Raw genomic sequence first — 431 nt, forward strand, 5'->3', positions numbered from 1 at the left:
CGTCGGAGGCGTTCGATCGGTGCAGGTAGCAGTCCGGATGGGTGTCGGGGTTCAGCCCCAGCAAGTCGCCGCTTTCGAGCATCAATGCTGTCAGACGCTCGCGTTCGGCCTCACTGCCGTCGCACCAGTGGATGGCATCGGGACGCGTGAGCTGGGCAACCTGCTCAACCCAATGGTTGAGCGCTGCGAGCGTGCTGGACATGCAAAGGCTCCATTGCCGGCCGCCGGGTCACCGTCGCGGTGACCGCCAGGCAGCGGCCGTTTCGGGCTGCAGACCTTAGCCAGACCAGTTCTGACGAACAAGTCCAATGGCAGTCCAGTGAGCGTGCGCGGACCCGGGGGAAACCGGTGGCATCGTTGCCCGGCTTGCCTTGGCGGTGTTGCGTGGAAGGACGCTCTCCTGTGCGCCCGGATGCCCAGGAACCCTTGCG

1 protein-coding gene is annotated in these 431 nt (G+C 65.7%); it reads right to left on the bottom strand.

The window, feature by feature from the left end; genetic code table 11:
* Nucleotides 1–202 (bottom strand): phosphoenolpyruvate carboxykinase (GTP) (locus tag FLQ44_RS08105; RefSeq protein ID WP_147693965.1); only part of this gene is annotated, 202 nt, incomplete at its 3' end.
* Nucleotides 203–431: the final 229 nt, after the last annotated feature.

Source organism: Vogesella mureinivorans (genome assembly GCF_007644035.1).
Lineage (GTDB): Bacteria > Pseudomonadota > Gammaproteobacteria > Burkholderiales > Chromobacteriaceae > Vogesella > Vogesella mureinivorans.